This is a genomic window from Streptomyces sp. NPDC031379 (assembly GCF_055569615.1).
This window is the reverse complement of sequence record NZ_JBVIIT010000011.1, coordinates 242,573-265,951: the sequence shown is the minus strand read 5'-3', so window position 1 is coordinate 265,951 and position 23,379 is coordinate 242,573. Positions and strand designations below refer to the sequence as shown.

Annotated in this window: 23 protein-coding genes; 15 read left to right on the top strand and 8 right to left on the bottom strand. The window is 71.2% G+C overall.

What is annotated here, in order from left to right:
- Positions 1–13: 13 nt before the first annotated feature.
- A complete protein-coding gene (locus tag ACZ5CW_RS18570) occupies positions 14–472 on the bottom strand; it encodes a peroxiredoxin (protein WP_468602512.1) in 459 nt (152 codons plus the stop codon).
- Between the two features lie 135 nt (positions 473–607).
- Positions 608–1,048 carry a DUF3052 domain-containing protein gene (locus tag ACZ5CW_RS18565; protein ID WP_468602510.1) on the bottom strand — a complete coding sequence of 147 codons (441 nt, stop codon included), beginning with the start codon at positions 1,046–1,048 and terminating at the stop codon, positions 608–610.
- Between the two features lie 418 nt (positions 1,049–1,466).
- On the opposite strand from ACZ5CW_RS18565, the gene aceE reads away from it, so the two are divergent.
- Entirely contained in the window at positions 1,467–4,214 is a 2,748-nt protein-coding gene (gene aceE, locus ACZ5CW_RS18560) for a pyruvate dehydrogenase (acetyl-transferring), homodimeric type (protein ID WP_468602508.1), read from the top strand.
- A gap of 148 nt (positions 4,215–4,362) precedes the next feature.
- Positions 4,363–5,103 (top strand): potassium channel family protein, encoded by a 741-nt coding sequence (locus tag ACZ5CW_RS18555; RefSeq protein ID WP_468602506.1) that lies wholly within the window; start codon positions 4,363–4,365, stop codon positions 5,101–5,103.
- Positions 5,104–5,246: 143 nt separating this feature from the next.
- On the opposite strand, the gene ACZ5CW_RS18550 is transcribed toward ACZ5CW_RS18555, so the two are convergent.
- On the bottom strand, positions 5,247–5,552 hold the full coding sequence (locus tag ACZ5CW_RS18550) for a small hydrophobic protein (RefSeq protein WP_468602504.1): 306 nt from the start codon (positions 5,550–5,552) through the stop codon (positions 5,247–5,249).
- Between the two features lie 239 nt (positions 5,553–5,791).
- On the bottom strand, positions 5,792–7,411 hold the full coding sequence (locus ACZ5CW_RS18545) for an MFS transporter (RefSeq protein WP_468602502.1): 1,620 nt from the start codon (positions 7,409–7,411) through the stop codon (positions 5,792–5,794).
- A gap of 113 nt (positions 7,412–7,524) precedes the next feature.
- On the opposite strand from ACZ5CW_RS18545, the gene ACZ5CW_RS18540 reads away from it, so the two are divergent.
- From ACZ5CW_RS18540 to ACZ5CW_RS18530, 3 genes are all read left to right on the top strand, one after another.
- Positions 7,525–8,151 (top strand): TetR family transcriptional regulator, encoded by a 627-nt coding sequence (locus ACZ5CW_RS18540; RefSeq protein ID WP_468602500.1) that lies wholly within the window; start codon positions 7,525–7,527, stop codon positions 8,149–8,151.
- 139 nt (positions 8,152–8,290) lie between these two features.
- The gene (locus ACZ5CW_RS18535) at positions 8,291–9,508 is read left to right on the top strand and encodes an alpha/beta hydrolase (RefSeq protein ID WP_468602498.1); all 1,218 of its coding nucleotides are present in this window, start codon (positions 8,291–8,293) and stop codon (positions 9,506–9,508) included.
- Positions 9,509–9,574: 66 nt separating this feature from the next.
- Positions 9,575–10,423 (top strand): DUF4429 domain-containing protein, encoded by an 849-nt coding sequence (locus ACZ5CW_RS18530; RefSeq protein WP_468602496.1) that lies wholly within the window; start codon positions 9,575–9,577, stop codon positions 10,421–10,423.
- A 28-nt stretch (positions 10,424–10,451) separates the two neighbouring features.
- On the opposite strand, the gene ACZ5CW_RS18525 is transcribed toward ACZ5CW_RS18530, so the two are convergent.
- Positions 10,452–10,919 (bottom strand): MerR family transcriptional regulator, encoded by a 468-nt coding sequence (locus ACZ5CW_RS18525; RefSeq protein WP_468602494.1) that lies wholly within the window; start codon positions 10,917–10,919, stop codon positions 10,452–10,454.
- 96 nt (positions 10,920–11,015) lie between these two features.
- Between ACZ5CW_RS18525 and ACZ5CW_RS18520 the strand changes: the two genes are divergently transcribed.
- The 3 genes from ACZ5CW_RS18520 to ACZ5CW_RS18510 all read left to right on the top strand — a co-directional run bounded on the left by ACZ5CW_RS18520 (position 11,016) and on the right by ACZ5CW_RS18510 (position 14,364).
- Complete coding sequence (locus tag ACZ5CW_RS18520) at positions 11,016–11,489, top strand: GNAT family N-acetyltransferase (protein WP_468602492.1); 474 nt, start codon at positions 11,016–11,018, stop codon at positions 11,487–11,489.
- 19 nt (positions 11,490–11,508) lie between these two features.
- The gene (locus ACZ5CW_RS18515) at positions 11,509–12,336 is read left to right on the top strand and encodes a serine hydrolase domain-containing protein (protein WP_468602490.1); all 828 of its coding nucleotides are present in this window, start codon (positions 11,509–11,511) and stop codon (positions 12,334–12,336) included.
- Positions 12,337–12,399: 63 nt separating this feature from the next.
- The gene (locus tag ACZ5CW_RS18510; RefSeq protein ID WP_468602488.1) at positions 12,400–14,364 is read left to right on the top strand and encodes a serine/threonine-protein kinase; all 1,965 of its coding nucleotides are present in this window, start codon (positions 12,400–12,402) and stop codon (positions 14,362–14,364) included.
- A gap of 15 nt (positions 14,365–14,379) precedes the next feature.
- Here the strand turns inward: ACZ5CW_RS18510 and ACZ5CW_RS18505 are convergent, their stop codons facing one another.
- Positions 14,380–15,033, bottom strand: a complete 654-nt coding sequence (locus ACZ5CW_RS18505; protein ID WP_468602577.1) for a pirin family protein — start codon at positions 15,031–15,033, stop codon at positions 14,380–14,382.
- Positions 15,034–15,150: 117 nt separating this feature from the next.
- Between ACZ5CW_RS18505 and ACZ5CW_RS18500 the strand changes: the two genes are divergently transcribed.
- From ACZ5CW_RS18500 to fabF, 5 genes are all read left to right on the top strand, one after another.
- The gene (locus ACZ5CW_RS18500; protein WP_468602486.1) at positions 15,151–16,356 is read left to right on the top strand and encodes a PucR family transcriptional regulator; all 1,206 of its coding nucleotides are present in this window, start codon (positions 15,151–15,153) and stop codon (positions 16,354–16,356) included.
- Positions 16,357–16,445: 89 nt separating this feature from the next.
- Positions 16,446–17,372, top strand: coding sequence for an ACP S-malonyltransferase (locus tag ACZ5CW_RS18495; protein WP_468602484.1), 927 nt, complete (start codon positions 16,446–16,448; stop codon positions 17,370–17,372).
- Positions 17,373–17,382: 10 nt separating this feature from the next.
- Positions 17,383–18,414, top strand: coding sequence for a beta-ketoacyl-ACP synthase 3 (locus tag ACZ5CW_RS18490; protein WP_468602482.1), 1,032 nt, complete (start codon positions 17,383–17,385; stop codon positions 18,412–18,414).
- 106 nt (positions 18,415–18,520) lie between these two features.
- Positions 18,521–18,769, top strand: coding sequence for an acyl carrier protein (locus ACZ5CW_RS18485; RefSeq protein ID WP_133921367.1), 249 nt, complete (start codon positions 18,521–18,523; stop codon positions 18,767–18,769).
- 85 nt (positions 18,770–18,854) lie between these two features.
- Complete coding sequence (gene fabF / locus ACZ5CW_RS18480; protein WP_468602479.1) at positions 18,855–20,117, top strand: beta-ketoacyl-ACP synthase II; 1,263 nt, start codon at positions 18,855–18,857, stop codon at positions 20,115–20,117.
- Positions 20,118–20,196: 79 nt separating this feature from the next.
- Here the strand turns inward: fabF and ACZ5CW_RS18475 are convergent, their stop codons facing one another.
- Complete coding sequence (locus tag ACZ5CW_RS18475; RefSeq protein WP_468602477.1) at positions 20,197–20,691, bottom strand: DUF3145 domain-containing protein; 495 nt, start codon at positions 20,689–20,691, stop codon at positions 20,197–20,199.
- A 267-nt stretch (positions 20,692–20,958) separates the two neighbouring features.
- Between ACZ5CW_RS18475 and ACZ5CW_RS18470 the strand changes: the two genes are divergently transcribed.
- Entirely contained in the window at positions 20,959–21,849 is an 891-nt protein-coding gene (locus ACZ5CW_RS18470) for an SGNH/GDSL hydrolase family protein (protein WP_468602475.1), read from the top strand.
- 26 nt (positions 21,850–21,875) lie between these two features.
- Entirely contained in the window at positions 21,876–22,859 is a 984-nt protein-coding gene (locus tag ACZ5CW_RS18465; protein WP_468602473.1) for an aldose epimerase family protein, read from the top strand.
- 16 nt (positions 22,860–22,875) lie between these two features.
- Here ACZ5CW_RS18465 and ACZ5CW_RS18460 read toward each other — a convergent pair.
- Positions 22,876–23,379 (bottom strand): tetratricopeptide repeat protein (locus tag ACZ5CW_RS18460; RefSeq protein ID WP_468602471.1); only part of this gene is annotated, 504 nt, incomplete at its 5' end.

Sequence of the window (23,379 nt, the reverse complement as noted above, 5' to 3'; positions counted from 1 at the left end):
GACCACGGTCGGCTCACAGGGTGTCGAGCGCCTTCACATAGTCGTCCAGGTCCCGGGCGTCCGGAAGGCCGTTGACCACGGTCCACCGCACGACGCCCTCCTTGTCGACGATGAAGGTGCCACGGACGGCGCAGCCCTTGTCCTCGTCGAAGACGCCGTACGCGCGCGAGACGTTGCCGTGCGGCCAGAAGTCGCTGAGCAGCGGGTACTCCAGGCCCTCCTGCTCGGCGAAGACGCGCAGGGTGTGGATGGAGTCGTTGGAGACGGCGAGCAGCTGGGTGTCGCGGTCCGCCAGACGGGGCAGGTTGTCGCGCAGCTCGCACAGCTCGCCGGTGCACACGCCGGTGAAGGCGAAGGGATAGAAGAGCACCACCACGTTCTTCTCGCCGCGGAAGTCCGAGAGCTTCACGGTGCGGCCGTGGTTGTCCTTGAGTTCGAAGTCGGGCGCCTTGTCTCCGACCTGGATCGCCATCGTCGTGCATCCCTTCGGTGGGCTGTTCGGGTGAGAGCGCACCAAAGCGCTCGCCTCCACCCTACGCAGCGATCACCGCAGACCTCCGGACGGACCGAGCGATCTCGGCCCGTCCGGTGCTGGGGACGAGACGGCCTACCTCTTGCCGGACTTCGCGGCCTTCGGCGTCGCCAGACGCGAGCCGCTCCAGTCCTTGCCCACACTGACGCTCTTCGAGGCCGTCAGGCCGGCCGTCGTGGCGGCGTCCTGGATGTCGCTCGGCTCCACGTACCCCGAACGGCCGGTCTTCGGCGTGAGCAGCAGGATCGTGCCGCCCTCCTCGATGTACGTGGTGGCATCGACCAGCGCATCCGTCAGGTCGCCGTCGTCGTCACGGAACCACAGCACAACGGCGTCGGCCACGTCGTCGTATTCCTCGTCCATCAGGTCGCCCTCGATGGCTTCCTCGATGGCCTCGCGGAGCTCCTGATCGACGTCGTCGTCGTAGCCGATCTCCTGGACCACCTGCCCGGGCTGGAAACCCAGCCTGGCGGCAGGGTTGGTCCGCTCCTCCGCGTGGTCCGCGGTCGCGCTCACGGGTTGCCTCCTGATCATGTCTTGATGAATAACTCAGCCACGCGCGTGCGCGAAGCATTGGCCGTAGTCCACACGTGCGGGGCGGATCGCGCAAGTACCCGGCCTTCGGGACCGCCGAAACGGTGACGATCCCGGCCGTGTCGCCGCAACCCCTGGCACCGTATCCCGATTTCGCGCGACCCACATCACTCCGATGTGCCCGGTTTGCGAGGTTCGGAATCATCCGGTGTCGCGCACCTCGAACAACTTTGCCATGCGCGTCACACCGCGGGCGTATCGTTGCGTTTTGACCAGTCCTGCGCCCCGGTTACCCCGGGGTAGAGATGACGTACGCCTTCCCGAGGTACACGATGGGGAACGGTGTAGACACGAGTAGGAAACTCCAGAAAAAGCGGCCCTCTGACAGGTAAGGAACAGCGTGGCTTCCGGATCCGATCGCAACCCGATCATCATTGGCGGCCTTCCGAGTCAGGTTCCTGACTTCGATCCCGAAGAGACCCAGGAGTGGCTCGACTCCCTCGACGCCGCCGTCGACGAGCGCGGCCGGGAACGAGCCCGCTATCTCATGCTCCGCCTCATCGAGCGGGCCCGCGAGAGGCGCGTGGCCGTCCCCGAGATGCGCAGCACGGACTACGTCAACACGATCCCCACCAAGAGCGAGCCGTTCTTCCCGGGCAACGAGGAGATCGAGCGCCGGATCCTGAACGCGACCCGCTGGAACGCGGCCGTGATGGTCTCGCGCGCCCAGCGCCCCGGCATCGGTGTCGGCGGCCACATCGCCACGTTCGCCTCCTCCGCCTCGCTGTACGACGTCGGCTTCAACCACTTCTTCCGCGGCAAGGACGAGGGCGACGGTGGCGACCAGGTCTTCTTCCAGGGCCACGCCTCCCCCGGCATCTACGCGCGCGCCTATCTGCTCGACCGGCTCACCGAGAACCAGCTCGACGGCTTCCGCCAGGAGAAGTCGAAGTACCCCGAGGGCCTGTCGAGCTACCCGCACCCGCGCTCGATGCCGGACTTCTGGGAGTTCCCGACGGTCTCCATGGGCCTCGGCCCGCTCGGCGCGATCTACCAGGCGCGGATGAACCGCTACATGGAGGCGCGCGGCATCGCGGACACCTCCGCGTCCCACGTGTGGGCGTTCCTCGGCGACGGCGAGATGGACGAGCCCGAGTCACTCGGCCAGCTCACCCTGGCCGCCCGGGAGGGCCTGGACAACCTGACCTTCGTGGTCAACTGCAACCTGCAGCGGCTCGACGGCCCGGTGCGCGGCAACGGCAAGATCATCCAGGAGCTGGAGTCGGTCTTCCGGGGCGCCGGCTGGAACGTGATCAAGCTGATCTGGGACCGCACCTGGGACCCGCTGCTCGCGCAGGACCGGGACGGCATCCTCGTCAACAAGATGAACACGACGCCGGACGGGCAGTTCCAGACCTACGCCACCGAGTCCGGCGACTACATCCGCCGGCACTTCTTCGGCGACGACCACCGGCTGCGCGCCATGGTCGAGAACATGACCGACGACCAGATCCTGCACCTGGGCCGCGGCGGTCACGACCACCGCAAGATCTACGCGGCGTTCAAGGCGGCCAAGGAGCACAAGGGCCAGCCGACGGTCATCCTGGCCAAGACGGTCAAGGGCTGGACGCTGGGCCCGAACTTCGAGGGCCGCAACGCCACGCACCAGATGAAGAAGCTGACGGTCGACGACCTCAAGCGCTTCCGCGACCGCCTGCACCTGCCGATCTCCGACCAGCAGCTGGAGTCCGGCCTGCCGCCGTACTACCACCCGGGCCGGGACTCGGAGGAGATCCAGTACATGCACGACCGCCGCAAGGGGCTCGGCGGTTACGTCCCGACCCGCGTCGTGCGCTCCGAGCCGCTCGCGCTGCCGGACGACAAGGCGTACGCGACCGTGAAGAAGGGCACGGGCCAGCAGTCCATCGCGACGACCATGGCCTTCGTGCGTCTCCTCAAGGACCTCATGCGGGACAAGGAGATCGGCAAGCGATTCGTGCTGATCGCACCGGACGAGTACCGCACGTTCGGCATGGACTCCTTCTTCCCGAGTGCGAAGATCTACAACCCGCTGGGGCAGCAGTACGAGTCGGTGGACCGGGAGCTGCTCCTGGCCTACAAGGAGTCGCCGACCGGCCAGATGCTGCACGACGGCATCTCCGAGGCGGGCTGCACGGCCTCGCTGATCGCGGCCGGCTCGGCGTACGCCACACACGGCGAGCCGCTGATCCCGGTGTACGTCTTCTACTCGATGTTCGGTTTCCAGCGCACCGGTGACCAGTTCTGGCAGATGGCCGACCAGCTGGCGCGTGGTTTCGTACTGGGTGCGACCGCCGGTCGTACGACCCTGACCGGTGAGGGTCTGCAGCACGCGGACGGCCATTCGCAGCTGCTCGCCTCGACCAACCCGGCGTGCGTGGCGTACGACCCGGCGTACGCCTACGAGATCGCGCACATCGTGCAGGACGGCCTGCGCCGCATGTACGGCAGCTCGGCCGAGCACCCGCACGGCGAGGACGTCTTCTACTACCTCACCGTCTACAACGAGCCCATCCAGCACCCGGCCGAGCCCGCGGACGTGGACGTGGAGGGCATCGTCAAGGGTGTCCACCGGATCAGCGCGGGCACCGGCGGCTCCATCCCGGCGCAGGTCATGGCGTCCGGGGTCGCGGTGCCGTGGGCGCTTCAGGCGCAGAAGATCCTCGCCGAGGAGTGGAACGTCAAGGCGGACGTGTGGTCCGCGACCTCCTGGAACGAGCTGCGCCGCGAGGCCGTGGAGTGCGAGGAGCACAACCTGCTGCATCCGGAGGAGGAGCAGCGGGTGCCGTACGTGACACGGAAGCTCGGCGGATCCGAGGGTCCGTTCGTGGCCGTGTCCGACTGGATGCGATCGGTTCCGGACCAGATCGCGCGGTGGGTGCCGGGCACGTACCAGTCGCTGGGCGCGGACGGCTTCGGCTTCGCGGACACCCGCGGGGCGGCGCGCCGCTTCTTCCACATCGACGCCCAGTCGATCGTGGTCGCCGTGCTGACCGAGCTGGCGCGCGAGGGCAAGGTCGACCGGTCCGTGCTGAAGCAGGCCATCGACCGGTACCAGCTGCTGGACGTCTCGGCGGCGGACCCGGGGGTCGCGGGCGGCGACGCGTAGCCGCCGCGCTCGGCTACGGCCGGCGAAGGGCCGTGGGAATCCGCGGGCCGGCGGGTGCTGGTCGCGCGGTTCCCCGCGCCTCTTCGGGCGCTGATGGGCGGTGGAGTCCGATTCTCCACCGCCCTTACCTTTTCTTTACGATGCGGGCATGGAACGACATTCGGCGCAGACGGCCTGGGAACGGCACACCCAACGGCCCCTGCTGGCGCTGGCGGTGGCTTTCGCCGTGGCGTACGCGGTGCCGATCGTGGACGGTTCCGCGGGCTACTCGCTGACGGCCGCCTGCACGGCCGTCGAGTGGGTGGTGTGGGGGGCGTTCGCGGTGGACTACGTGGTGCGGCTCGCCCTCGCGCCCCGGCGCAGGGAGTTCGTACGGCGGCACTGGCTCGACCTGTGCGCCGTGGTGCTGCCGCTCCTGCAGCCGCTGCGGCTGCTGCGGCTGGTGTCGACGCTGCTGCTGGTGGGGCGGCGGGCGCGGATGGCTCCGCAGATCCGGCTGACCACGTACGTCGTCGGTTCCGTGGTCGGACTGCTGATGTTCGGGTCGCTGGCGGTGCTGTCCGTGGAGCGGGACTCGCCGAACGGGAACATCCGGACGCTGGGTGACGCGGTGTGGTGGTCGTTCACGACGATGACGACCGTGGGATACGGGGATCACGCGCCCACGACCGGGCTCGGGCGGATGATCGCGGTCGGGCTGATGCTGTCGGGGATCGCGCTGCTGGGTGTGGTGACCGCGAACATCGCCACGTGGTTCATCGCGCGGTTCGAGAAGGACGACGTGGAGGAGCGGCGGCAGACGGAGGCGATCGCCTCTCTGGCCGAGGAGGTCCGCCTGCTGCGGGCGGAGGTGGCTCGGCTGGCCGCGCGCGAAGAGCAACGGCGTTGAGCGGCTGCCCTGCGCCGAGGCGGGGCAGACGCCCCGAAGGGGCGCGGGGAACCGCGCGACCGGTCCCCACGCGCCCTCGGTCGCCGGACGGGCCCGGGTCGCGACCGCGGGGCACCGTCGGCCGGAGCAGCGCAGCGGCCACGCTACAGAACGCCGTGGCTCCACGTGGCCGCGCCCACCAGGGCGACGATGGCCAGCAACGTGTCGATCGCGCCCAGGATCAGGGCCACCAGGGCCGGGACGTTGTGGTCGTTCGACCACCTGCGGCCCATGGACTGCCAGCCGCAGAACATCGCGACCGGGCCGAGGACGATGCCCAGCGCGAAGAAGCCGGCCACCGCGCAGACGGTTCCGATGATCCCGAGCGTCGCACGGTCCGGCCCGGTCCGTTGCCCCATGCGGCCACGTGACCGGGGGTACCCGCGCGTTCCGTGCCCGAAGCCTGCCATCATCAACTCCCTGAGGTCTTGGGACAGTTCGGCTTCGGTGTGCGGGTACCCCGGTTGCGCCGGGGCAGACCTGCGCGCGCCGCCCCCCTCCGGCGGCGCGCACCACGGCCCGGCCGTCCTCCCATGTCCTGCGGAGGACTTGACCCACTGTGACCTGCGGCGCGCGCCGAGGGCGAGGAATCTTTAGCGGAGTCACCCTGATAGGCGAACTCCGCCCGGAAGAGGCGGGAGAACGCGGGTCAGATGTGGCCCACGCCCGCGCCCGCCTCCGCGTTCGCGCCCCGCTTGGTGAACAGCGCGACCAGGACGGCGACCGCCGCCACGCCCGCCGCGACCAGCGAGGCGAGGCTCATGCCGGAGATGAAGGTGTCGTGGGCCACCTGGGTGATCTTCGCGACGATCGGCTCCGGCGTGCCCTTCGCCACCGGGGCCACACCGACCTGGACCGCCTCGGAGGCCTGGTCCAGCTGCGTCGGGGGCAGCTTCGGCAGCCCGGCGCCGGCCCAGTTGCCGGGCAGGTCGCTGTCGACCTTGGAGGCCATCACGGCACCCAGCACCGCCGTACCGAGGCTGCCGCCGATCTGCATGGCCGCCTGCTGGAGACCGCCCGCCACACCGGACAGCTCCATGGGGGCGTTGCCCACGATGACCTCGGTGGCGCCGACCATGACCGGCGCGAGGCCGAGGCCGAGCAGGGCGAACCAGATGGACATCACGCCGCTGCCGGTGCCGGCGTCGAGGGTCGACATGCCGTACATGGCGATCGCGGTCGCGGCCATACCGCCGGCCAGCGGGATGCGCGGGCCGAGCTTGGTGATCGCGGCGCCCGCGAGCGGGGAGCCGACGATCATCATGCCGGTGAGCGGCAGCAGGTGCAGACCCGCGTCGATGGGGCTCATGCCGTGGACGTTCTGGAGGTAGAACGTCACGAAGAACAGGCCGCCCATGAAGGCGATGGCCATCAGGACCATCAGGACGACACCCGCGGACAGCGGGACCGAGCGGAACAGGCCCAGCGGCACCAGCGGTTCCGCGACCTTCGTCTCCCAGACGGAGAAGAGGACGAAGAGCACCACCGAGGCGACGATGAACGTCCAGGTCATGCCGTCGCCCCAGCCCCAGGTCGGGGCCTTGATGAGCGCCCACACCAGGCAGAACATCGCGCCCGAGAGCAGGGCGATGCCGGGCACGTCGAAGGAGCGCGGGGCGTTCTCGGCGCGGTGGTCCAGCAGGATCAGCACGCCGAGGACGAGTGCGAGCACACCGACCGGCACGTTGATGAAGAACACCGACTGCCAGTTGACGTGCTCGACGAGGACGCCGCCGAGGATCGGGCCGCCCGCGGTGGACGCGCCGATCACCATGCCCCAGATGCCGATCGCCATGTTGAGCTTCTCGGCCGGGAAGGTGGCGCGCAGCAGGCCGAGCGCGGCCGGCATCAGCAGCGCGCCGAACAGGCCCTGGAAGACACGGAAGGTGACGACCGCGGCGATGCTGTTCGACAGGCCGATGGCGCCCGAGGCCGCGGCGAAGCCGGTGACACCGACGAGGAAGGTCTGGCGGTGGCCGAAGCGGTCACCGAGCTTGCCCGCGGTGATCAGGGCGACCGCGAGGGCGAGGAAGTAGGCGTTGGTGATCCACTGCACGTCCGAGAAGCTCGCGTGCAGGTCCTTCGCGATCGCAGGGTTGGCGATCGCCACGATGGTGCCGTCGAGGGCCACCATCATGACCCCTACGGCGACGGTGAGCAGAGTGAGCCACGGATGGCCGCGCAGCCCCGCGGCCGGGGCCGGCTCCGACGGGGCTGCCGGTGCCTTGCCCCCCGGCCCCGTGGCGTCGATGGCGGTCTGACTAGTCATACCTTCGAGGCTAGTGACAGCCACTGACAATTGACAAACCAATTCACAAGTCGGTAACTGACAAGACGCCGGAGCATAGGCTGAGCCGGCGGAACGTTCACGGGAGAGAGACCATGGAGACGCTGCGCGAGCGCAAGAAGCGGCGTACCCGGGAAGCACTGCTGCGGGCCGCTCTCGAACTGTTCACCACCCAGGGGTACGAGCACACGACCATCGACGAGATCGCCGAGGCCGTCGACGTCTCCCAGCGCACCTTCTTCCGCTACTTCGCCGGCAAGGAGGACGCCGCCTTCGCGGTCCAGGAGACGACGGAGGCACGCTTCGTGGCGGCCGTGCGCGCCCGCCCGCCGCACGAGGCGCCGATGGAGGCCCTGCGGCAGGCGATGCTGCAGGGCTGGGACGCCATCCGGGAGACCGTCGAGTCGGCCGTCCCGGTCGAGCTGTACCTGCGCATGTACCGGACCATCGAGTCGACGCCCGCGCTGCTCGCCGCCCACCTGCGCCGCTCGGCCGCCACGGAGGAGACGATCGCGCGCCTGCTGGCCGAGCGGGAGGGTGTCGACGTGGACGCCGACCCGCGGCCGCGGCTGGCCGTGGCCGTGTTCGGCGGGGTGATAAGGGTCACCGAACGGCAGTGGAGCGCGAGCGGGGACGTCAGCCTGGAGGCGATGCGCACGCTCACGTCGTCGTACCTCGATCAGGTGGGTTCCGCGCTGACCGGGAACTGGGGTGGCACCTGAGGTCGTTGGCAGGACGACCCCAAGATCGACCGAGTGTGCGTCCGGTGGATCGTCGGCACGGCGTTCGACGTTCACCGAAACGTGATCCCTGTCACTCGGTTACCGCGAGACCCTCCCGTTCTCCTAGTGTGTCCTCCCAGTGACTTCCTTCGACACCTCCCCGCAACTCAACGTCTGGCGCGCACTGCTGGCGCTGGCCGTGGTGTTCGTGATGCTCGCGACCACCGGCTGGACCGCCCTGCGCAGTCACCGGGAGTCGACAGCTCTGCAGGCCTCGCTCACCAAGTGGGAGCACGGCCGCCTCCATGGAGTCCCCCTGCCGGACCCCGAGTCCGACCCGGCACGGCTCACCCGTTTCTTCGCCTCGCTCACCCAGCAGGACCGCGACCGTCTCGCCCACCGTTACCCGCTCGCGGTCGGCAACATGAACGGCGCCCCCGCCCCCCTGCGCTACCAGGCCAACCGCCGCGCGCTGCAGCAGGCGCGCAAGGTCGAGAAGAAACGCATGCACGACAGCAGGCTCAGCGTGGCCGGGCAGCAGGACGCCGGCCGCCGCATGAGCCGCTACGAGTCCCTGCTGGATCCCGCCCGGCACATCCTGGCCTTCGACCCACAGGGCTCGGGCCGGGTCGCCGAGGTCTTCGGGGATCTCGACCGGGCGGAGCGGATCTCGGTGGTCGTCCCCGGCGTCGACACCGATCTGCTCACCTTCCAGAGGACGAATCGCAAGTACAGCGCCCCGGTCGGCATGGCGAAGGCGCTGTACGCGGCCGAGCGCGCGGCGAGCCCCACGACCCGTACGGCCGTGATCGCCTGGGCCGACTACACCTCCCCCGACGGACTCGGCGTGGACGCGGCCACCGGACTGCGCGCCCAGGAGGGGGCCGTACGGCTGAACGGCCTGCTGCGGGCCCTGCCCGACCGCGCCCGGGTGGCGATGGTCTGCCACAGCTACGGTTCCGTGGTCTGCGGGGTGGCCGCGAACGGCATGCCGCGCCGGGTGACCGACATAGCGGTGGCCGCGAGCCCCGGCATGCGGGTCACCAAGGCGTCCCATCTGGGCACCACGGCCCGGGTGTGGGCCATGCGGGACGCCACCGACTGGGTGCAGGACGTTCCGTACCTGGAACTCGGCGGGCTCGGGCACGGGGCCGATCCGGTGTCCTCGGGATTCGGCGCGCGCGTGCTGTCCGCGCGGGACGCGCAAGGACACGCCGGCTACTTCCAGCCGGGCACGGACAGTCTGCGCAACCTCGCCGACGTCGGGGTGGGCGCCTACGACGCGGTGACGTGCGCACGCGAGAACGATGCGTGCCGGGCCGGTCTGCCCGGCACCATGACGGCCGGACGCGCGTAGAAACAGCAGGAAGTGCGGTCTGCGCGGGTGGCGACGGAGGAGCACGTGCCGCATACGATGAGCCGCATGGGTGACGTACTGGCGGGTTTTCATGCCGTCTGGGAGTTCGAGTCCGACTCCGTGCTCATCCGTTACGAACGGGGGATTCGAACACCGAAGCTCTTCCAGGCGCTCGGGGAACGGCGGATCCCGCTGTCCGCGGTCGAGGACGCGACGCTCACGCCGGGCAAGCGCGGCACCGTCGCCCTGCGCCTCGTGCCGCGCGCCGGCGCCGACCCGCTGATGGAGGCGGCGGCCGGGCAGCTCAAGGAGGGCTCCGACCCCTACCGGCTGGTCCTGCCCGCCGAGCGGGAGACCCTCGCCGAGTACTACGCCGACGAGCTGAAGGGGCTGCTGACGCAGTCCGGCCCCTGCGAACGGCACCTGGTCGCGGCACCCGGGGCGCCTCTGCACTTCAAGGCGTACGACGGGAAGGCGTCCTTCGACGGGACGTCCGTGCAGTTCCGCTGGTCGTGGACCGGGGCGTCCTCGGCGAAGTGGAAGGCGGGCGACCAGAGCTTCCCGGTCGCCGGCCTCAGCGGTGTGGAGTGGCGCTCGCCGGAGATCTTCGAGGGGCATCTGCGGCTGCTTCCGCGGGAGCCCGCCTCCGGCCGGGCGACGCAGCCCGACCAGGACCCGGCATCGGTGGTCTTCGGGCTCGGGTACGGGCCGGTGCACGAGTCGCTGCCGTTCGCGGCGGCGGTGCTGGCGGCCGTGCGGAACCGGGGCCCCGTGGCGGCGGTACCCGCCCCGTCCCGGCGCGACCCCGCCGACATCGCCGAACGGATCCGGCACCTCGGCGAGCTGCACCAGGCCGGGCTGGTCACCGACGAGGAGTTCTCCTCCAAGAAGGCGGAGCTGCTCGCCCAGCTCTAGCGGGCCTGCCGGCACAGCCCCGCGCCCCTCAGGACGCCGGCGCCTCCGCCGAGTAGAAGCTGATCTTCCGGTCGAGGACGGCGAGGGTGTCGTGGAGTTCCGCGATCCGGGCCAGCACGTCCCTGCGGGTCGACTCCAGCAGGTCCCGCCGCTCCGTGTACGTGGTCTCGCCCTCCCTCACCAGCTCCGCGTACCGGACCATGTCCGCCACCGGCATGCCGGTCAGCCGCAGCTTGGTCACGAAGTCCAGCCAGTCCAGGTCGCGGTTGCGGTAGCGGCGCTGCCCGGTGTGCGAGCGGTCGACGTGCGGCATCAGGCCGATCCGCTCGTACCAGCGCAGGGTGTGCGCGGTCAGGCCGGTGAACGCGACGACCTCGCTGATCGTGTAGCGGTCCTGACCGTCGGGGCGTGGGTGGCGCCGGGGCGGGGCTGAGCAGGTGTCGGCGGGGGTCGTGGTGGTCGCGGTGTCCGCTGGCGTGGTCTGCATCACCGTCATGGCTCCACGCTATGGCCTTCGAGTGCACTCCAAGCAAGCGGGCCCGGTCAGGAAACGGCGCGACGTAGCCCGGGGCCGGTGGTTAACGTGCGGCCCATGAGTCTTGTGCGCCGGGCCCTGCCCGAGGACGCCCCCGAAGTGCTGCGGCTGCGTCAGGTCATGATCGATTCGGTGTTCGCGCCGGGAGGTGGCCCGGCCGACTGGCACGCCGAGTCCCTGCCCACCCTCCGGGACCGGCTCGCCGAACAGGACGGGGACTTCGTGGCCTTCGTCGTCGACCGTCCCGACCGGACGGGGGCGCTGGCGGCGCTGGCGGCCGGGTCGCTTGAGTACCGCATCGGCAGGACCGGCAATCCGCACGGGCGCGTCGGTCACGTCTTCAGTGTCGCGACCGACCCCGACGCCCGGCGGCGCGGCCACGCGCGCGCGTGCATGGAGGAACTGCTGGAGTGGTTCCGCGCGCGAGGCGCCCGGCAGGTCGACCTCAACGCGTCCGCCGCGGCCGAGCCGCTGTACGCCTCGCTGGGTTTCGTGCGCAAGCCCGACCCCTCGATGCGGTTGGAGCTGTGAGCCGCATAGGCTCGCCGGCATGTCGTTGCAGAGCCTGACGCTGATCGAGAACTGGCCCGTCCCCACCGCCGCGGCGGGCGTCGTACGAGCCGACGGGACCGTCCTCGGGACGCACGGCCCCGTCGGGCACCGCTTCCCGCTCGCCTCGGTCACCAAGCCGCTGGCGGCCTACGCGGCGCTCGTCGCCTACGAGGAGGGCGCCGTCGAGCTGGACGAGCCGGCCGGTCCGCCCGGGTCGACGGTGCGCCACCTGCTCGCGCACACCTCCGGGCTGGCCTTCGACGAGCACCGGGTGACGGCACCGCCCGGGGAGCGCCGGCTGTACTCCAACGCCGGTTTCGAGCAGCTCGGGGACCACATCGCCAAGGCGACGGAGATCCCGTTCGCGGAGTATCTGCGGCAGGCCGTCCTGGAGCCGCTGGGGATGACGGCCACGTCGCTGGACGGCTCACCGGCCAAGGACGGTGTCTCGACGGTGGCGGACCTGCTGCGGTTCGCGGCCGAGGTGCAGGCGCCGCGGCTGCTGGACCCGCGCACGGTGGCGCAGGCGATGACCGTGCAGTACCCGGGCACCAAGGGGGTGCTGCCGGGGTACGGACACCAGAACCCGAACGACTGGGGGCTCGGTTTCGAGATCCGCGACGCCAAGTCGCCGCACTGGACGGGCGGTTCGTCGTCGCCGCGGACCTTCGGGCACTTCGGGCAGTCCGGCACGTTCCTGTGGGTCGACCCCGACGCCGGGCTGGCCACCGTGGCGCTGACGGACCGGGCGTTCGGGCCCTGGGCGGTCGAGGCGTGGCCGGTTCTCACGGACGCGGTGCTTGTGGAGTCACGCGGCGAGAGCTGAACGCGGTCCGATACCCTCCCCCGTGCACCACGAGATCACACGCACAGGCATCGGGGGAGAGTGATGGGCGGGCTTCAAGCGGACGGCCAGTTCCGGCCGTTGGAGAGTGGCGACCCACAGGCGGTGGCGGGCTATCGGCTCGCGGCACGCCTCGGATCGGGTGGCATGGGCACGGTGTACCTGTCGTACACCCCCGGAGGGCATCCGATCGCCCTCAAGACGATCCGGCCGGAACTGAGCGAGGACCCCGAGTTCCGCCGCAGGTTCCGGCAGGAGGTACAGGCCGCGCAGCGCGTGCAGGGCTTCTACACCGCGCCGGTCATCGACTACGACACCGAGGGCGAACGGCCCTGGCTGGCCACCGCCTACGTGCCCGGCCCCTCGCTGGCGGCGGCCGTCGCCGAGCACGGCCGGCTGCCGGTGCCCACGCTCCTGCTGCTGGTCGCGGGCGTGGCGGAGGCCCTGTCGGTCATCCACGGCGCGGGCATCGTGCACCGTGACCTGAAGCCGTCCAACGTGCTGCTGGCCGGCGACGGCCCGCGGGTCATCGACTTCGGCATCGCGCGGGCCACCGATGCCACGGCCCTCACCGGCACCGGCGTCTCCGTCGGCACCCCCGCCTTCATGTCGCCGGAACAGGCCGCCGGCAAGGAGATCACGCCCGCGTCGGACGTGTTCGCGCTCGGCCAGGTCGCCGCGTTCGCGGCCCGCGGCACCGGCGCCTACGGCGACGGGCCCTCGCACGCCGTGCTGTACCGGATCGTGCACGAGGAACCCGACCTCACCGGCCTGCCGGACACGCTCGGGTTCGTCGCCCGCTGCCTGGCGAAGGAACCGGCGGACCGTCCGTCCCCCGCGGAGATCATCGCACTGTGCCAGGAGGCGTCCCCGGGCGGTCTGCGCCAGTCCGGCGAGTGGCTGCCGGAGGCGATCGGCACCCAGATCACCCGGCGGGTCTCGGCGTCCGCCGCGCTGGCGGCCCAGCCCGCCCCGCCGACCCAGGCACCGCCGGCCACCGCACCCGTGACCCACCCCACCGGGGCGGTACCGCCGCCTCCGCCGACCGCACCGGTGACCCAGCCCGCCACCGCGATACCGGTACCGCCGGCCACCCCGCCCGCGGGCGCGCCCACCGCGGCGGTACCGGCACCGCCGCCGACCGCGCCGGTGACCCAGGTCGACCAGCCGGCACCGCACGCGATGCCGACGGTGGCCGCACCGCACACCGCGCCGACGGCGGCCGCACCGCACACGCCGCCACCGCACACCCCGGCGCCGCCGCGGTCGTACGGGCCGCCGGCCGCCGCCTCCCCGGCCGCTCCCTGGCCCGGGGCCCAGCCGCAGCCCCAGCCGCAGTCCCCGTCCCGGCCGCGACGGGGGAACCGGATCGGCGTGATCGCCGCGGTCGTCGTGGCGGCAGTGCTGGTCGGCGGGGGCGGCGCCTTCTACCTCAGCAAGGCGGGCGGCGACTCGAAGGACAAGGCCACCGGCGGCTCCGCGAAGGGCTCGGCCGCGCACTCCGGCTCGAACACCGGCTCGGACACCGGATCCGGCTCCGGCTCCGGCTCGGACACCGGTTCCGGCAGCCCTTCGGCCCGGCCCGACCCCAAGCCGATCTCCTTCAAGGGCATCGACATCCCGATGAACTACTACGTGCGGTTCGCGGACTCGCCGCCCAAGCCGCTGTACGACGAGACCGGCGCCCGGTACGTCGACGACGCCGACCTCTTCTACGAGACCAACGGCTTCGGCGACGAGAAGATGCTCGGCAGCAGCGGCCAGAAGCTCGTCCTGCTGAACAACGCGCAGCAGGGCTCGCTCGACACCTGCCGCTCCGAGACCCGGTACGCGCAGGAGGCCAAGCTCTCCCAGCTGTCCCAGGGTTCCCAGCTGTGCGTGCACACCACGTCCGGCCACGTCGCCCTGGTCACCTTCCAGGGCACCGCGCCCAAGTCCGACCTCGGCGACTACATGACGGTGGACATCACGGTGTGGCGGAACGCCGAGGAGCCCGCCGCGAAGGAGTGAGCGGTACGGCGCCGCTCAGCCGGTCATCTCCCACAGCAGCAGCTCGGCCGGCGTGACCCCTTCCACCTCCAGGCCCGCCTCCCCGGTGATCCGCGCCGAGTCACCGGGGCCCAGGGCCTCGCCGGCCATCCGTACGTCCCCGCGCACCACGTGCGCGTACACGTAGGCGGCGTCGGGCACGGCCGTACGCTCCCCCGGCGCCAGGCGGCGCACGTGCAGCAGGGCACCGGCCGCGGGGACGGTGTACGGCGCGGAGTCGGCGATGCCGGGAACCAGCTCGTAGGACGGGGTGCCGCCCGGGGTCAGCGGGGCCAGCCAGGTCTGCACGAAGGTCAGCGGGGTGTCGCCGTCGTTGCGTTCGGCGTGCCGGACGCCGGCGGCCGCGCTGAGGTGCTGGACGTCTCCGGGAGCGACGGTCGTCGCGTGACCGGTGGAGTCCCGGTGGGTCAGCTCGCCCTCGACCACCCAGGTCACGATCTCGGTGTGGCTGTGCGGGTGTTCGTCGAAGCCGGCGCCGGGCGCGAGCCGCTCCTCGTTGCAGGCGATCAGCGCGCCGAAGCGCACGTTGCCGGGGTCGTAGTGCGGGCCGAAGGAGAAGGCGTGGCGGGAGTCGATGCCGGTCTCCGGGTCCCCTCCGCGGTAGCGCTCGTCGGCGCGCCGTACGTCCATCACGACCCCCACGGTAGCCGCCGGACGGCGCCCGCCGACCGGGCCACGGGAGAGTGAACGCCGGCAAGCACGACCCGGCGGCGCACGGCCTAGTCCGGATAAGGCAGTCTTGTCCCCGTGCCCGAACCCGAATCCCACCGCAGCGTCCCCACACCGCACGACGTCCACTCGCACACCGCGACCCTGAGGCGGCTGGAGAAGTCCTCCGGCAGCCTTGCCGCGCAGGCCATCGCGCGCATGGACGAGACCCTGCCGTGGTACCGGGCCATGCCCCCGGAGAACCGTTCCTGGATCGGGCTCGTGGCCCAGGCGGGCATCGCGGCCTTCACCGAGTGGTTCCGGCACCCGGACGCCCCGCAGGCGATCTCCACGGACGTCTTCGGGACCGCGCCGCGGGAGCTGACCCGGGCCATCACGCTGCGGCAGACCGTGGAGATGGTGCGCACCACCATCGAGGTCATGGAGAGCGCCATCGACGAGGTGGCCGCGCCCGGCGACGAGAGCGTGCTGCGCGAGGCGCTGCTCGTGTACGCCCGCGAGATCGCCTTCGCCACCGCCCAGGTGTACGCCCAGGCCGCCGAGGCACGCGGTGCCTGGGACGCGCGTCTGGAGTCGCTGGTGGTGAACGCGGTGCTCAGCGGGGAGGCCGACGAGGGGGCCGTCAGCCGGGCCGCCGCGCTCGGCTGGAACTCGCCCGAGCATGTGTGCGTGGTGCTGGGGACCGCGCCCGACGGGGACAGCGAGCTGACCGTCGAGGCCATCCGGCGGGCCTCCCGGCACGCCAAGCTCCAGGTGCTCACCGGGGTCCTCGGGGCCCGGCTCGTGGTCATCGCCGGCGGCAGCGCCAACCCGCTGGCCGTGGCCAAGTCGCTGATCGGGCCGTTCGCCGCCGGGCCGGTCGTGGCGGGGCCCGTCGTCCCCGATCTGCTGGCCGCCACTCGGTCCGCGCAGGCCGCCGCCGCGGGGCTGAAGGCGTGTTCCGCCTGGCAGGACGCACCGCGGCCGGTGCTGGCGGACGATCTGCTGCCGGAGCGGGCGATCGCGGGCGATCCGAGCGCCCGCGAGCAGCTGGTGGAGGAGATCTACAGACCGCTGGAGGAAGCGGGCTCGGCGCTGCTGGAAACACTGAGTGTCTACCTGGAGCAGGCGAGCAGTCTGGAAGGCGCGGCCCGGATGCTCTTCGTTCACCCGAACACCGTGCGCTACCGGCTCCGACGTGTGACTGATGTCACCGGTTGGTCGCCCTCCGATGTACGATCCGCGTTCACACTGCGGATCGCGCTCATCCTGGGGCGTCTGGCCGATGGTGAAGCCCAGGCATAGGGTTTTGTGGGGGGTCCACAAAACCCCTTCGTGTTCTTCGTCCCTGTCCCCACGGGCGGCTCCGGCCGTCCCCAAGAGAGAGTGTGAGAGTGCTCGTACTCGTCGCTCCCGGCCAGGGCGCCCAGACGCCCGGCTTCCTGACCCCCTGGCTCGACCTTCCCGGTGCCGCGGACCGCGTCGCCGCGTGGTCGGACGCCATCGGACTGGACCTCGTCCACTACGGCACCCAGGCCGACGCCGACGCCATCCGGGACACCGCGGTGGCCCAGCCGCTGCTGGTCGCCGCCGGAATCCTGTCCGCCGCGGCACTCGGTGACATCTCCGAGATCGGCCCGGGCGCGGTCGCCGGCCACAGTGTGGGCGAGATCACTGCAGCCGCCTTCGCCGGTGTCCTGGACGACACCGCCGCGCTGAGCCTGGTCCGCAAGCGGGGTCTGGCCATGGCCGACGCCGCCGCGATCACCGAGACCGGTATGTCGGCGCTGCTGGGCGGCGACCCCGAGACGTCGGTCGCGCACCTGGAGAGGCTGGGCCTGACCCCGGCGAACATCAACGGCGCGGGCCAGATCGTCGCCGCCGGCACGCTGGAGCAGCTGGCCGCGCTGAACGAGGACAAGCCCGAGGGTGTCCGCAAGGTCGTCGCGCTGAAGGTCGCCGGCGCCTTCCACACCCACCACATGGCCCCCGCCGTCGAGAAGCTGGCCAAGGCCGCCGTGGAGCTGAGGCCCGCCGACCCGAAGGTCCCGTACGTCTCCAACCGGGACGGCCGGACCGTCGCCACCGGCGCCGAGGTGCTGGAGCGGCTGGTCGGTCAGGTCGCCAACCCCGTGCGCTGGGACCGGTGCATGGAGACCTTCAAGGAGCTGGGTGTCACCGCGCTCGTCGAGGTGTGCCCGGGCGGCACCCTGACCGGCCTGGCCAAGCGGGCGCTGCCCGGCGTGCGGACGCTGGCCCTCAAGACCCCCGACGATCTCGACGCGGCCCGCGCGCTCATCTCCGAGCACGCAGGTGCCTAAGGAGCCGTACATGGCGAAGATCAGGCCCAGCAAGGGCGCCCCGTACGCGCGCATCCTCGGTGTCGGCGGCTACCGGCCGACCCGGGTGGTGCCCAACGAGGTGATCCTCGAGAAGATCGACTCGTCCGACGAGTGGATCCGCTCGCGCTCCGGCATCGAGACCCGGCACTGGGCAGGCCCCGAGGAGACGGTCGCCGCGATGGCCGTCGAGGCCTCCGGCAAGGCGATCGCCGACGCGGGCATCGACGCCGAGCAGATCGGTGCCGTGGTCGTCTCGACCGTCTCGCACTTCAGCCAGACCCCGGCCGTCGCGACCGAGATCGCGGACAAGCTGGGCACGAACAAGGCCGCCGCCTTCGACATCTCGGCCGGCTGCGCGGGCTTCGGTTACGGCCTCACCCTCGCCAAGGGCATGGTGGTGGAAGGTTCCGCCGACTACGTGCTCGTCATCGGCGTGGAGCGGCTCAGCGACCTGACCGACCTGGAGGACCGGGCGACGGCCTTCCTGTTCGGCGACGGCGCCGGCGCGGTCGTGGTCGGCCCCGCCCAGGAGCCCGCGATCGGCCCGACCGTGTGGGGTTCCGAGGGCGACAAGTCCGCGACGATCAAGCAGACCGTCCCGTGGGACCGGTTCCGCATCGGCGACCTCGCCGAGCTGCCCCTCGACAGCGAGGGGAACGTCAAGTTCCCTGCGATCACGCAGGAGGGCCAGGCGGTGTTCCGCTGGGCCGTGTTCGAGATGGCGAAGGTCGCCCAGCAGGCGCTGGACGCGGCCGGGATCACCGCGGACGACCTGGACGTCTTCATCCCGCACCAGGCCAACGTGCGGATCATCGACTCGATGGTGAAGACGCTCAAGCTGCCGGAGCACGTCACGGTCGCCCGTGACATCCGCACCACCGGCAACACCTCGGCCGCCTCGATTCCGCTCGCTATGGAGCGGCTTCTGGCGACCGGGGAGGCGAAGAGTGGCGACACCGCGCTCGTCATCGGATTCGGGGCGGGTCTCGTCTACGCCGCCACGGTCGTTACCCTCCCCTAGGCACTCCGTGCCGGATCATGCGATCCGGTGCGGGAGCAGCACCACCTGCCGCTTGCGCGGCGGGCGCCGTAATACCGTCTGGAATATCGAAGAAGGAGCGCCTGACATGGCCGCCACTCAGGAAGAGATCGTCGCCGGTCTCGCCGAGATCGTGAACGAGATCGCCGGGATCCCCACCGAGGACGTCCAGCTGGACAAGTCCTTCACCGACGACCTGGACGTCGACTCGCTGTCCATGGTCGAGGTCGTCGTCGCCGCCGAGGAGCGCTTCGACGTGAAGATCCCGGACGAGGATGTCAAGAACCTCAAGACCGTTGGTGACGCCACCAACTACATCCTCAAGCACCAGGCCTGAGCCACCCCTTAGGTCACAGGCTGCAAGGCCCCGCCACCCGGCGGTGGCGCCGTTGAATCCCGCATCCGTTGGAGAAAGAATTCCCGTGAGCCCGACCAATCGCACTGTGGTCGTCACCGGTATCGGCGCAACCACACCGCTGGGTGGCGACGCAGCATCGTTCTGGGAGGCCCTCGTCGCCGGCAAGTCCGGCGTCAGCGTCCTCGAGCAGGAGTGGGCGGCCGAGCTGCCGGTCCGCATCGCGGCGCAGATCGCCGTCGAGCCGGGCGAGATCATCCCCCGGCCGCAGGCCCGCAAGCTGGACCGGTCGGCGCAGTTCGCGCTGATCGCCGCTCAGGAGGCCTGGAAGGACGCCGGTTTCACCGCCAAGGCCGGTGAGGACTCGTCGGTGAACCCCGACCGTCTCGGTGCGGTGATCGCCTCCGGCATCGGCGGTGTGACGACGCTCCTGGACCAGTACGACGTGCTCAAGGAGAAGGGCGTACGCCGTGTCTCCCCGCACACCGTGCCGATGCTGATGCCCAACTCCCCCGCGGCCAACGTGGGGATCGAGCTGGGTGCCCGCGCCGGTGTGCACACCCCGGTCTCGGCCTGCGCCTCGGGCGCGGAGGCCATCGGGTACGCGATCGAGATGATCCGCACCGGGCGTGCGGACGTGGTCGTGGCCGGTGGTACCGAGGCCGCCATCCACCCGCTTCCCATCGCCGCGTTCGGCAACATGATGGCGATGTCCAAGAACAACGACGACCCGCAGGGCGCCTCCCGTCCCTACGACGCCGGCCGTGACGGCTTCGTGCTCGGTGAGGGCGCCGGTGTCATCGTGCTGGAGTCCGCGGAGCACGCGAAGGCCCGCGGCGCGCGGATCTACGTCGAGGCGGTCGGCCAGGGCATCTCCGCGGACAGCCACCACATCACGCAGCCGGAGCCGTCCGGCAACGGCATCGCGCACGCGCTGCAGAACCTGCTGGACAACACGGATCTGAAGCCGGCCGAGATCGTGCACGTGAACGCGCACGCCACGTCGACGCCGCAGGGTGACGTGGCCGAGATCAAGGCGCTGCGGAAGGTGTTCGGCGATGACGTCGATCACATGGCGATCTCCGCGACGAAGTCGATGACCGGTCACCTGCTGGGTGGTGCCGGCGGTATCGAGACCGTGGCGTCGATCCTGGCGCTGGTGAACCGCACGGCTCCGCCGACGATCAACGTGAGCGAGCTGGACCCCGAGGTCAACGCGGATGTCGTCGTCGGTGAGCCGCGGGCGCTTCCCGAGGGCCGGGTCGCCGTGCTGAACGACTCGTTCGGGTTCGGCGGTCACAACGTGGTCCTGGCGTTCCGGACCATCTGAGAACGTAAGTGAAGGGCCCCCACCAGCAGGTGGGGGCCCTTCCTCATGTCCGGCCTCGTCCGGCCTCATGTCCGGTCGTTCAGACCACCTGGTGCAGCCAGCGCACCGGGGCTCCCTCTCCCGCGTACCTGAAGGGCTCCAGTTCGTCGTCCCACGGCTTGCCGAGGAGCTTGGCCAGCTCCGCCTCCAGGTCGGTCTCGCCGCGCTGGCTGCGCTGGAGGGCCGCGCGAAGGCGGTCCTCGGGGATGAGGATGTCGCCGTGGATGCCGGTGACGGCGTGGAAGATGCCGAGGTCGGGAGTGCAGCTGTAGCGCTCGCCCTCGGCGGTCGGGCAGGGCTCGGCGGTGACCTCGAAGCGCAGCAGATGCCAGCCGCGCAGCGCCGAGGCGAGTTTGGAGGCCGTGCCGGCCTCGCCCTGCCAGGAGAACTCCGAGCGCCAGGTACCGGGGGCCGCGGGCTGCCGGATCCAGTCGAGGCTGACGCGCGTGCCGAGCACCCCGGCGACGGCCCACTCGACATGCGGGCACAGCGCGCGCGGCGCGGAGTGCACGTACAGAACTCCACGTGTCGTCACCGGAACCTCCGGGCAGAGCGGGACATCTTGCGGACTGGCTGGGCGGCAGTGGCACGACGGCCGCGTTGATGGCGAGGCTACCCTGCGGCGGCGCAAGGAGTGTGACGTACCGTCGGTCCCGGTGCCAGGAAACCGCCGCCATTCACCCAGGGGGACGCTTGTACGGGGGTGGTCCGTTCCGGCCGGCCCGGTCGGGAACCCTCGAACGTTGTCATGGGAGGAAGCACCGAGGACGTACCGGGGCCACGACGAGGGGATCACCAGGGGATGCGGAAGCGAAGCAGCCGTACACGGACGGCCCTTGCCGTCGTGGCGGCCGCCGTGCTGGGCCTCGCCGGATGCGACGGCGGCGGGGGTTCGCCGGCGCCGGAGGCCACCAGGGCGCGGGCCGCGAAGCCCGCGCCGGTGTGGAACCGCAGCCCGGACTCGATCGCCGCGGTCGGCGACTCCATCACGCGCGGCTTCGACGCGTGCACGGTGCTGGCGGACTGTCCCGAGGTGTCGTGGGCGACGGGCAGTGACGCCGGGGTGGACAGCCTGGCGGTGCGGCTGCTCGGAGCGAGAGGGGCGGCGGAGCGCAGCTGGAACTACGCGGTGACCGGGGCCCGGATGGCGGACCTGCCGGACCAGATGGCCCAGGCGGCCGCCCGCGACCCGGAGTTGGTGACGGTGATGGTCGGGGCGAACGACGCCTGCCGGGCGTCGGCGTCGGCGATGACGTCGGTGGCCGACTTCCGCGCGGACTTCGAGGAGGCCCTGGGCACCCTGCGTGCGACGCTGCCCAAGGCGCAGGTGTACGTGGCGAGCGTGCCGAACCTCAAGCGGCTGTGGTCCGAGGGCCGGACCAACCCGCTGGGCAGGCAGGTGTGGAAGCTGGGCATCTGCCCGTCGATGCTGGCCGACGCGGACGACCTGACCAGCGCGGCCACCCTGCGCCGGGACCAGGTGCAACGGCGGGTGGTGGAGTACAACGAGGTGCTGAAGGAGGTCTGCGCCAAGGACCGCCGCTGCCGCTTCGACGGCAACGCGGTCTACGACTACGACTTCGGCACCGGCCAGCTCAGCCACTGGGACTGGTTCCACCCGAGCAAGGACGGCCAGGCACGGCTCGCGTCGATCGCCTACCGGACGATCACCGCGCCCCGTCCGGTGACCTAGGGCACCGGTCACCTAGGGTTTTCCACATGAGCGAACTTTTCAGCACACTTTCCGACGGCACCGACGTCCATCGCTGGACGCTGGAGCGCGCCGGGACACGGGTGGAGATCCTGACGTACGGCGGGATCGTGCGTTCGGTCGAGGTACCGGACCGTGAGGGGCACAGGGCGGACGTGGTGCTGGGGTTCGCCGGCCTGGAGGGCTATCTCGCGCACCCGGAGCCGTACCTGGGCGCCCTGGTCGGCCGGTACGCCAACCGGATCGCGGGCGCCCGCTTCCCGCTGGACGGCCGGGAGTACCCGCTGGAGCCGAACGACGGGCCCAACTCCCTGCACGGCGGCCGGCGCGGCTTCGACAAGCGGGTGTGGGACGCGGAGCCGGTCGAGCACGGGGTCCGGCTGAGCCGGGTGAGCGCACACGGCGAGGAGGGCTTCCCGGGCCGGCTGGAGGTGTCGGTGACGTACACACTGGACGCGTCCGGCGCACTGCGGATCGCGTACGAGGCGGTGACGGACGCGCCGACGGTGATCAACCTCACCAACCACAGCTACTTCAACCTGGCCGGCCGCGACAGAGGCGACGCCGGCGGGCACGAACTGCGGCTCGCCGCGTCCCGGTTCACCCCGGTCGACGCGGACCTGATCCCCACCGGGGCACTGGAGCACGTGTCCGGCTCCCGCTTCGACTTCCGCGAGGCCCGCGAGGTCGGCTCGGGCTACGACCACAACTTCGTCCTGGACAAGGGGGTCACCGAGCAGCCCGAGGAGGTGGCCGAGCTGCACGAGCCGGCGTCCGGGCGGACCCTGACCGTGGCGACGACCGAGCCGGGCCTGCAGCTCTACACGGCCGACCACCTCGCGGCCCCGTTCACGCCCGGTGCCGGCATCGCGCTGGAGACCCAGCACTTCCCCGACTCCCCCCACCAGCCGCAGTTCCCCCGTACGGAACTGCGGCCGGGCGAGGTGTACCGCTCGGAGACGGTGTACGGCTTCGGCGTCCGCGGCCGCTGACGGCGCGGTCCCGTCCCTACAGGTCGTCGGAGAGCACGGGGTCCAGGACCTTCCGGCGGCGTCCCCAGCGCTTGGTCTCCACCTGGATGTCGACCGGCGCCGGCGACTCCTCGTCCGCGGGTGCGAGCGCCAGGGCCTCCGTCTTCGGAGCCAGTTCCGCGGCCATGGAGGCCAGGGGGAACAGGGGGGCGTCCACGACGAGGGGCACCAGCCGTCCGCTCTGCCCCTTGGCGTCGCTCCTGACCTCGCTCTTGGCGTCGCTCTGGCCCTTGCCCTTGCGCACCCGCCACAGGCCCCGCGACTGCAGGGCGGTGCCGAGGTTGTTCAGGACCCGGCCCTCGTTCTCGCCCAGTTCGGCGAAACGGGTGGCGGCCTTCTGGTGGGCGTCGATCGCCTCGTCGAACCGCCGCACCTGCTGCAGCGCCATGCCCAGGTTGTTCAGGGCCCGGCCCTCGCCCTCGTTGTCGCCGAGTTCCGTGAAACGGGCGGCGGCCTTCTGGTGGGCGTCGATCGCCTCGTT